The following is a 9,872-nucleotide window of genomic DNA, read 5'->3' as shown; positions in this document are numbered from 1 at the left end:
GCGTAGCCCATGATTTGGCTGTGCAGGGTCGAGGCTTTTGGGGTCACTTTCGGATTGGTATGGTGGCGTGTTGGCGTAAGGGACGGCGCGAGAAACTGATGTGGGGGTAAAAGAATACGGTATTTGCAAGAATATCGTTGTGTTGATCTCTCGGTGCATTTTGGTGTGCCGGGGTGTTGTTCTTTGATTGGTGAATAGGATTGGTGCGTTTTTGGACGCGCGTATTTTTGTGCTTGGCATGGCTGGGCTTTGTGGGTTGTAAGACCTGTGAGGTTTGGTGTGTTAGGAGCAAAAATCTGTAGGGATCATCTTGGGTGTCTGACCCGGAACCATGGCGTAAGCTGTGACCGAAGGATGGTTTTCTGCAAGTGTTCAGAGCGTGTGAATGCGCTGTGTGTAGGCATTGTGATGATGTCTATGCATGGTGGGCTACCGTGGTAATTCTGTGTGAGAGCATGGGATGATTGCGGTGGTGAGTAGAGATCTCAAGTGAAATAAGGGCATTCGGTGGATGCCTTGGCACCAGGAGGCGATGAAGGACGTGGCACGCTGCGAAAAGCCACGGGGAGCCGCGAGCAGGCGTTGATCCGTGGATATCCGAATGGGGCAACCCACCTAGCGATAGGTATCTGCAGCTGAATACATAGGCTGTAGAGGCGAACCCGGGGAACTGAAACATCTCAGTACCTGGAGGAAAAGACATCAACAGAGATTCCGTGAGTAGTGGCGAGCGAAAGCGGAGCAGGCCAGTGCCTTAACATTAAGCAGCAGAACGGAATGGAAAGTCCGGCCATAGCGGGTGATAGCCCCGTATGCGAAGCGAGATGTTGGGGCCTTGAGTAGGGCGGGACACGTGAAATCCTGTCTGAACATGGGGGGACCACCCTCCAAGCCTAAATACTCCCTGGTGACCGATAGTGCACAAGTACCGTGAGGGAAAGGTGAAAAGCACCCCGACGAGGGGAGTGAAAGAGACCTGAAACCGGATGCCTACAAGCAGTCGGAGCACCTTATGGTGTGACGGCGTACCTTTTGTATAATGGGTCAGCGAGTTTCTGTTCGCGGCGAGCTTAAGTCGATAGACGTAGGCGCAGCGAAAGCGAGTCTGAACAGGGCGTTCAGTCGCGGGCAGAAGACCCGAAACCGAGTGATCTAGCCATGGCCAGGCTGAAGGTGCGGTAACACGCACTGGAGGGCCGAACCCACGCCTGTTGAAAAAGTCGGGGATGAGCTGTGGCTAGGGGTGAAAGGCCAATCAAACTCGGAGATAGCTGGTTCTCCGCGAAATCTATTGAGGTAGATCGTCGTGTGTATGCCTTCGGGGGTAGAGCACTGGATGGGCTAGGGGGACCCAAAGTCTTACCAAACCTAACCAAACTCCGAATACCGAAGTGTCTTGCGCGGCAGACAGACGGTGGGTGCTAAGGTCCATCGTCGAGAGGGAAACAGCCCAGACCACCAGCTAAGGTCCCCAAATTGTGGCTAAGTGGGAAAGGATGTGGGAATTCCAAAACAACCAGGAGGTTGGCTTAGAAGCAGCCATCCTTTAAAGAAAGCGTAATAGCTCACTGGTCTAAATAAGAAATCCTGCGCCGAAGATGTAACGGGGCTAAAGCCACATACCGAAGCTGTGGGTTTGCGTGATCGTCAGGTCATGCAAGCGGTAGCGGAGCGTTCCGTAGGCCTGTGAAGCCATACCTGTGAGGGGTGGTGGAGGTATCGGAAGTGCGAATGCTGACATGAGTAGCGACAAACAGAGTGAGAAACTCTGTCGCCGAAAGTCCAAGGGTTCCTGCGCAAGGTTAATCCGCGCAGGGTGAGCCGGCTCCTAAGGCGAGGGCGAAAGCCGTAGTCGATGGGAAGGGGGTGAATATTCCTCCGCCTGCTGGAAGTGACGAATGCGAGATGTTGTTCGGTCTTATCGGATTGACCGGGCTTTTTAAGCATTCCAGGAAATAGCTCCAGCGAATAGACCGTACCCGAAACCGACACAGGTGGACTGGTAGAGAATACCCAGGCGCTTGAGAGAACGATGCTGAAGGAACTAGGCAAATTGCTCGCGTAACTTCGGGATAAGCGAGACCCGTCTGTGGGCAACCATGGGCGGGTGGCACAAAAGAGGGGGTAGCGACTGTTTAGTAAAAACACAGGGCTCTGCGAAGTCGAGAGACGACGTATAGGGTCTGACGCCTGCCCGGTGCCGGAAGGTTAAGAGGAGATGTGCAAGCATTGAATTGAAGCCCCGGTAAACGGCGGCCGTAACTATAACGGTCCTAAGGTAGCGAAATTCCTTGTCGGGTAAGTTCCGACCTGCACGAATGGCGTAACGACTTCCCCACTGTCTCCAGCATCGGCTCAGCGAAATTGAATTCCCCGTGAAGATGCGGGGTACCCGCGGTCAGACGGAAAGACCCTATGAACCTTTACTGCAACTTTGCAGTGGCATCAGAAGAGTGCTGTGTAGGATAGGCGGGAGGCATTGAAGCATGGGCGCTAGCTTGTGTGGAGCCACCCTTGAAATACCGCCCTGCGCGCTTTTGATGTCTAACCGCGACCGGTTATCCCGGTCCGGGACCCTGCATGGTGGGCAGTTTGACTGGGGCGGTCGCCTCCTAAATAGTAACGGAGGCGCGCGATGGTGGGCTCAAGCCGGTCGGACATCGGCTGCTGAGTGCAATGGCATAAGCCCGCCTGACTGCGAGAGCGACAGTTCGAGCAGAGACGAAAGTCGGCCATAGTGATCCGGTGGTTCCACGTGGAAGGGCCATCGCTCAACGGATAAAAGGTACTCTAGGGATAACAGGCTGATCTCCCCCAAGAGTCCACATCGACGGGGAGGTTTGGCACCTCGATGTCGGCTCATCACATCCTGGGGCTGGAGCAGGTCCCAAGGGTTCGGCTGTTCGCCGATTAAAGTGGTACGTGAGCTGGGTTTAGAACGTCGTGAGACAGTTCGGTCCCTATCTGCCGTGGGTGTTGGAGACTTGAGAGGATTTGTCCCTAGTACGAGAGGACCGGGATGAACATACCTCTGGTGCATCGGTTGTCACGCCAGTGGCACAGCCGAGTAGCTAAGTATGGACGGGATAACCGCTGAAAGCATCTAAGCGGGAAACCCACCTCGAAAATAGGTCTCCCTGAGGGTCGTGATAGACCATCACGTCGATAGGCCGGGTGTGTAAGAGTGGTAACACTCTCAGCTAACCGGTACTAATCACCCGATCGAACTTGAGATCCCCACCCCCACCATGCATAGACACCAACTCAGTCTATACACAGCATCACACACATAAAACGCACCAAAACCTCACCAAACCTAATCGATAGGCTGGACGACCTGGTGGCCATTGCGGGGAGCCCGCACCCGATCCCATCCCGAACTCGGCCGTGAAAAACCCCAGCGCCCATGGTACTGTGCCTCAAGGCACGGGAGAGTAGGTCGCCGCCAGGTCCTCCAACCTATCGAAATATAACACACCAACACACACAACACCCGCGGGGTGGAGCAGCCCGGTAGCTCGTCAGGCTCATAACCTGAAGGTCATAGGTTCAAATCCTATCCCCGCAACCATCTTCATTTGCTCCCCAAGAACAGCAGTGGAACCCAAACCCACGGTCCCAACACCAGCACCCCGGCCCATCGCTAAACTAAGAATTCCAGCCAACGCACCACGCAGCTCAATCCGCAAGGCACCAGCCTCCGGAACCAGACGCACTTCTTCAACCAACGTCCGGATAATCGTAAACGCCTCGTCTTGAATCGTTGGGTCTCGCAACGCCTCATGCAGCGCTGCCACTTTCTCCCGATACATATCGGCAAGTCTCGGATGTAACGATGGCTCCGAAATAGGTCGCGCAGAGAGTTGGGCATTCAGCTCATCTTCGCGAGCTTCGAGTGCAATCAGCTCATCCTTAATCGTTCGCGTTGGCACGCCCTCGACCAGCGCGTTGAGCAGGCTCTTCTGACGCGCCTTGATCCGCGCCAGCTCAGCCTGCGCGCCGGCAAACTGGGCATTGCGTTGAGCCAGGATCGTATTGCGCTCGGCAATGTATCCCGCCAAAAACTGATCATAGACGGCAGGATCCATTAATCGATCCCGTAGACCCGATAAGACCAGATCCTCCAAACGATCCATTCTGATGTTCAGGCGATTATCGCAAGTGCCCTTATTCCGAGCCGTAGCGCATCCGAACAAGGTGGCGCTCACTTTTACAAAACCTCCGCCGCATTGGCTGCAGCGCATCAGGCCCGTCAGCAGATGCTTCGGGCGTCGATGGGACCAGAAACCCAAGCGCGGCGTCGTGCCGGGCCGGACGGATACCCCGTCGACCTTGTTGGGGGTGCCCGCACGGTCCAGGTCAGGACGGGTGCTCTTATGTGTCTTGGCTTGCCGATCCTTAACCGCCTGCCAGAGAGGCTGATCGACAATCCGCAAATGCGGGACGTCGATGGTGATAATTTTCTCTGGTGGATTGAGCCGCGACACCCGCTTGCCGGTCACGGGATCTTTCAGATAGCGCAGCCGGTTCCACACGAGGCGGCCGATATAAAGCTCATTGTTCAGAATACCGGTGCCGCGTTCGGCATTGCCATTGATCGTTGATTGCCCCCAGCCATTGCGGCCGGGCGCCGGGATCTGTTCGCGGTTCAGGCCGGCAGCAATGGTCCGGGGCGATTTACCCAACGAGAATTCGCGGAAAATCCGGCGCACTATGTCGGCTTCTGCTGCCACAATCTCTCGTTCGCCAGTGATCGGCGTGCCGTCCGGGCCAAAACCCCGCAGAACCGCATAGCCGTAGGCATTACCACCACCCGACCGTCCTGCTTCGACCCTGCCACGCAATCCACGATGGGTCTTTTGCGCGAGGTCCTTTAGGAATAGTGCATTCATCGTGCCCTTCAGCCCGATATGCATCTCGCCAACTTCGCCTTCGGCGATGGTCACGATTGCCGTGTTGGCAAAGCGGAGACGTTTGAACAGTCCAGCGATATCCTCTTGATCTCGGGATAGCCGGTCCATCGCTTCAGCAAGCACGATATCAAACGCGCCGCGTCCTGCATCCTCGATGAGTGCCTGAATACCGGGACGGATCATTGATGCCCCGGAGATTGCCCGGTCCGAATAGCTGTCGATAATGTTCCAGCCCATCCGTTCCGCGTGCTCGCGGCATAGCCGTAATTGATCCTCGATTGACGATGCACGCTGCATGTCAGTGGAGTAACGGGCATACAGGGCAACGCGGGGGCTATCCATCAATGTGCTCATAAAGAAGTTGCTATTCGTCTGGCAGTGGGTTGAGGTATCCTGCCCGAGATCCAATTATCTTGGGCAAGGGGCATTGGGCCATCTGTTGCACTATGGTGGTCTTCTCTTCGGACCGTTGCAAGGGGGTGGTATTTGATGGTGCTACCAATCTTGAGGTTTTGTTTGTTGGCGTAGCCGTTTGTTTGGTTGTTGTTGTCGGTGATGTGGGTGATGTGGGTGCCCCGAACTCCTCTATGGCAAGCTGGCGCCCGAGGAGCCTTGCGAGATTAAGCGTGGCGGTGTTGATTTGGTCCTGATCAAAGACTTGATTTTGATTAACGATGTGAGACGCAGCCCCGCATGGCGCTTGTTCATTCAAGCGCTTTTTGGATGTCAGAGCGCGAATCGTTTTGCTCATATAAATCCGCTTACGGTGCAGATATGTAAAAGACCAAGCGAAAAATTCTGATCTACCCATAAAAACTGTCTGATAGTTATGTGACAAAAAATATCGACTTAAAAACTTTAGAATAATACAACGGTTTTTATGATAGTAAATCGATATTTAAATTAGGCATAGCTGGCATGTGGAAAAATGATCATAAAAATATTAATATTCGTTATGTGCTTTGCATAATTGATTGATACCAAGTCTGCATGGACAAAACAACGATTCGAGATAACCCGGGTATCGATAAAATATATGACAATGTCATATATATTGTCAGCGCTTTGCTGTCGGGTTTTTCTGCATTGTTGGGTATCCTGAGATACTTGGTGTTAATAACCATATTATATCCGGCTGACGTAAGTATAAAGATTTTGGGTATAATGATTATAAGTATAACGCGCGTAAGAATAACAAGGCATGGTGATTACCGCGCCCATGATGAAGATCCACGCAGGTTCGTAGCTGGTCACGGCAAAAGTCCGCGCTTGTTCATGGCACTCCCAGCCATTGGCCGCGCCTTACTCTGGAGCAAAATCTAATGCCCGGTCAACGCGGTTCAGAAAATCGTCAGTTATCACAGGTGGTGACATTACGCATGACCGCGGATCTGTCCCAGCGTTGCGCCGCGATCGCGACCGAGCAGGGTCTTTCGTTGGCGGGTTGGCTTCGGCGCATTATCGCCGACGCGGCTCCAGCAGCGCAAACGCCCGGTACAATGAAAGACCCATCGGCCTCGGATGCGCTGGGCAATAGTAAAGACGATCTGGCGCAGCCTGATATGGCGTCGGGGATTTGTGGCTCGATATCCCCTCCGCGCCTCAATCGAGCGTTCCCGCCGCGAACGGTGTTACGTAAACCTGAGCGGCATGTCGCTGATCTGGTCAGAATCGCTGATGGGTTGGCAGATTTATATAACTGCCTCGCCACGTTACGACAAAGCCACGCAATTCTTCATGGGCCGTCTAAGGACGATCCGACATTTAATGACCAACGACTGCTCAATGAAGCCATTAAACTGATGCGCGAACTCTCGGCGTTCATTACGGCTCGGCTTGAGGGGTGTCGCAATGATCAATAAGGCTGTACGCGGCAGGGGGGATGCGCGGCTGGCGTCATACCTCACGGAACTTGCTGACAATGATGATGTCGTCGAGTTGCCCGCGCGGGGCGTTGTCGCTGATCAGTTTGGATCGCAGCTTCGTGAGATCGTTGCGCGATGCCAGCATGGGCGCACGGCTCGGCCAATCCTGCATCTGTGCGTGAGTCCAAGCAGCGCGTGGACTGAGGCCCAATATCAACGTTATTTAGAGCTTTACGAGTCTGAATTCGATCTCGCCGGGCAACCACGTCTTGCGGTGCATCATTCTAAAAATGGGCGCGATCACCGGCATTATGTGTATGGCTTGGTTAAGCGTGACGGCCGGGTTGTTGATCTTCGCCATGATTATGCGCGGCGGGAGAAAATCGCGCGGGTTGTGGAATATGAGTTTGGCGAACAGCATATAGCCGGCGGGCATAATAGGGCCGTTGCAGCTGCGCTGGAGCGGGAAGGGCGGTATGACGTTGTCGCCAGTATGAGGGAAGCTGGATTGCTCGATCAAAGGCGTCCCGTCACCAGGATCATAGCACCGCGACGATTGCGTGGGGCCGCTGCCGCTAATCATCATCAACGGATTGCCCGAGTGGTGTTTGAGGCGTGGCGGTTCAGTGACGACGGGCATTCGTTCCAGCTTGCCTTGGCGGAGCAAGGTCTGGTGCTCGCCCGAGGGGTTCAAGTTTCTGTTGTGGTTGATCAGGGCGGGGTGGTCTTGCCCCTGGCCCGGCTCATTGGACAGTCTGCTCATGCCGAGACGGGGACGTGGGTCGCAGCAGCGCTGGTCGAGGCGCGAATCGCACCGTTGCCATTGCCCCTATTGGCCGAGCTGCGGCAGGAAACTGCATTCGCCGACATACAGGATGATCGCGGGCCAGTTGATTCTTCCGATCATCAGACAGCACCGGCCACCACCGGAGCGGATGATCATGATGATGATGATGATGATGATGCGATGCTCGCGGGTTGTGCGGCATTTATCGATGATGTTGCTGAAGAAATGATCTCCGCCATCGCTGGAGAGGGGGCGATATCAGCGTGGAGTGAAGAAGCACTCGATCAGGTTTATGGACTTATTGATGATGCGGCAGCCCTGCTGGTTGAGAACGAGGGCATGAAAGCGCCGATGGCACCGCCGGGCACGAGCGAGCTATCGCCTTGGGATCACGGGACGCTCGATCAGATTGCCACTTTGATCGATCATGCTGCACAGGAACTCTGCGTTGAACTCTGCGCTGCTCAGACTGGTTATGCGGCCGTGGGCGCGTGGGATGACAGGGCACTCAATCAGGTTGCCGGCTTGATTGATGACGCTGCGTCATTCTCGGTGTCCCATGATGGAACCGAGAAGGCGGGTTCAATTGATGCGGCTGATGGGCCCCTCAATGGTCTGGGCACCATGAACGGCGCTATTTTGCCGCGCGATATAGCGCCAATTGAACCGGCAATATCCGGTATCGACCCCGTTACCGCTGCCGATCCGATATGGGTGTCCGCGGATGCGCAGGATCGAGCGATGGAGCCTATATCGGCTCGTGGCACGGCAGCGCCGCCTTTACCGGATCTAACTTCATCGTCGCCATCATCCCCTTCGACTTGCCCGAAGTCGGATCAACCTGAGGAGTACAAACATGACCAACGAGCCGACCAGCCAGCTGACCAACGACAATCCGCCCACCAGCCAGACAGCAGCTCGGGCGACGGGGCCTACACCGGCACCAGCAACCGGAAAACAATCCATGCCGAAGACGACAAGCGAACTGCAGGACAAATTTCTGCAGATGGGGGCCGATACGAAACACATAGCGGCACAGACCGATCGGATCGCGGCCCACTTGCTGGACGGCCCGACGGGCGCGCAGCGCAACGCCGCGCGGACGTTGCTGGCGCAGGTCGAGCAAATCAGCCGCAATCAGGCGCTGCTCATCCAACTGGTCGAGGAAATTCTGGCGCGCCTGCCCCCGGCACCAACTCAAGGCGAGGCGGACGAGCTTCAATAGAGCCTACGCGCGATGCGGCAATGGTTCATCAGAAAAAAAAGCCGTCCGCGCCGCAACGATCAATCTGGCAAACGGCTCTGGGTCGCGTGCGCGCGGAAATCGGCATGATGGCGCGCGCGGCTGCCCAAGCGGTTGGTATGTCGCCGAATGCAGACAGCGGCCCATCGGCTAAGATCAAGCCGCGCGTGCGGGCGCGGGCGGCACCGGTCCAGCCTGCGCGCAACAATATCATTGATCCATCAACACGCTCTCCAAAGAAAATCATCCCGTCCGGTTCGGGCGCTCCACAGGTCGCTGGCTATCCTCCAGCTATGGGCGGTCCATCGCTCAAGTCAGCGACAATCCAGCCTGATACTCAGTCTGCGATGCAGGCTGCGCTGCCAGCTCAGGGCGGTGGGGCAACACCAGCGATCCGGTCCGACCAGCGTGATGGGCACGCTCGAACGCCAACCCCGGTCGCGGACATCGACGAGGCAAAACCAACAGCCCAGCCATCATCCCCTACACCTCCACCGCCATGCGCCGAAACTCTTGCGCCGCGCCCCTTCCGATATAATCCGATCATTCGCCCCGCTCCCATCAATGAACCAAAACCGGTTCTCGATGCGCCCGATCCCGATGATGATGGCGCGGCACCTGATATGTAGCGGGCGGGTGGGCGTGTGCTTGTTGGCTGGCGCTAAAACCGCGATGGCCTCCCGGCTGGCTTCAGACGTCAAGTGTCACGTCCGAGAAGATCTGACTTATACCTTTTGTGGGGCGAGTGGATATGCTATTTGGTCTCATATGGTTCATAATTTCCGAAAAAAATGCACCTTTTAGCACGTGCACGCCACATAAGTGGCCAGGCCGAACCCTACCGTTATTATAACAATTTTTTCATACACAATTGAGCGTGCCGCATAACTGGCGCGCTCTCGAAGTATTTACCCAACAACTTCAACGCATCTTGTTCTGCGGCCTCTCACGGCAGATTGACCTGGGCAACCTCACGAATATTTATATTCAATGACCGTAACCTGAGAGCCGCTTGATGCGAACGGTGGGAGGGGCGAGAACCATCTCGGCCTCGATCTCAAGGA

The 9,872-nt window shown here is 55.5% G+C and carries 5 protein-coding genes, 1 tRNA gene, 2 rRNA genes and 2 pseudogenes; 8 read left to right on the top strand and 2 right to left on the bottom strand.

Going from position 1 to position 9,872, the window contains the following annotated elements; translation table 11 throughout:
- Nucleotides 1-483: 483 nt before the first annotated feature.
- From ACYUCQ_RS09830 to ACYUCQ_RS09815, 4 genes are all read left to right on the top strand, one after another.
- A 23S ribosomal RNA gene (locus ACYUCQ_RS09830) occupies nt 484-3,236 on the top strand.
- Between the two features lie 100 nt (nt 3,237-3,336).
- Nucleotides 3,337-3,451, top strand: a 5S ribosomal RNA gene (gene rrf / locus ACYUCQ_RS09825).
- A 43-nt stretch (nt 3,452-3,494) separates the two neighbouring features.
- Nucleotides 3,495-3,571, top strand: a tRNA-Met gene (locus ACYUCQ_RS09820).
- Nucleotides 3,572-3,863: 292 nt separating this feature from the next.
- Entirely contained in the window at nt 3,864-4,091 is a 228-nt protein-coding gene (locus ACYUCQ_RS09815; RefSeq protein ID WP_460254351.1) for a hypothetical protein, read from the top strand.
- 18 nt (nt 4,092-4,109) lie between these two features.
- On the opposite strand, the pseudogene ACYUCQ_RS09810 reads toward ACYUCQ_RS09815, so the two are convergent.
- Nucleotides 4,110-5,255, bottom strand: a pseudogene (locus ACYUCQ_RS09810) (recombinase family protein); the annotation flags it as partial.
- Nucleotides 5,256-6,235: 980 nt separating this feature from the next.
- Here ACYUCQ_RS09810 and ACYUCQ_RS09805 point away from each other — a divergent pair.
- Nucleotides 6,236-6,775, top strand: coding sequence for a hypothetical protein (locus ACYUCQ_RS09805; RefSeq protein WP_460254350.1), 540 nt, complete (start codon nt 6,236-6,238; stop codon nt 6,773-6,775).
- A 34-nt stretch (nt 6,776-6,809) separates the two neighbouring features.
- On the opposite strand, the gene ACYUCQ_RS09800 is transcribed toward ACYUCQ_RS09805, so the two are convergent.
- The gene (locus tag ACYUCQ_RS09800; RefSeq protein ID WP_460254349.1) at nt 6,810-6,950 is read right to left on the bottom strand and encodes a hypothetical protein; all 141 of its coding nucleotides are present in this window, start codon (nt 6,948-6,950) and stop codon (nt 6,810-6,812) included.
- A gap of 6 nt (nt 6,951-6,956) precedes the next feature.
- Between ACYUCQ_RS09800 and ACYUCQ_RS09795 the strand changes: the two are divergent.
- The 3 genes and pseudogenes from ACYUCQ_RS09795 to ACYUCQ_RS09785 all read left to right on the top strand — a co-directional run.
- Nucleotides 6,957-7,130, top strand: a pseudogene (locus ACYUCQ_RS09795) (hypothetical protein); the annotation flags it as partial.
- Nucleotides 7,131-8,275: 1,145 nt separating this feature from the next.
- Complete coding sequence (locus tag ACYUCQ_RS09790) at nt 8,276-8,410, top strand: hypothetical protein (protein ID WP_460254489.1); 135 nt, start codon at nt 8,276-8,278, stop codon at nt 8,408-8,410.
- Nucleotides 8,411-8,421: 11 nt separating this feature from the next.
- Nucleotides 8,422-8,790, top strand: a complete 369-nt coding sequence (locus ACYUCQ_RS09785; RefSeq protein WP_460254488.1) for a hypothetical protein — start codon at nt 8,422-8,424, stop codon at nt 8,788-8,790.
- Nucleotides 8,791-9,872: the final 1,082 nt, after the last annotated feature.

The sequence above is a fragment of the Acidiphilium sp. MT5 genome, assembly GCF_054767495.1.
The sequence above is the reverse complement of the archived record's forward strand: the minus strand, read 5'-3'. Positions and strand labels throughout refer to the sequence as shown.

Coding starts and splice junctions, on each gene's coding strand:
- ACYUCQ_RS09805 (WP_460254350.1), top strand. CDS start 6,236: ATGCCCGGTCAACGCGGTTCAGAAAATCGTCAGTTATCACAGGTGGTG.
- ACYUCQ_RS09800 (WP_460254349.1), bottom strand. CDS start 6,950: ATGCAGGATTGGCCGAGCCGTGCGCCCATGCTGGCATCGCGCAACGAT.
- ACYUCQ_RS09790 (WP_460254489.1), top strand. CDS start 8,276: ATGGGTGTCCGCGGATGCGCAGGATCGAGCGATGGAGCCTATATCGGC.
- ACYUCQ_RS09785 (WP_460254488.1), top strand. CDS start 8,422: ATGACCAACGAGCCGACCAGCCAGCTGACCAACGACAATCCGCCCACC.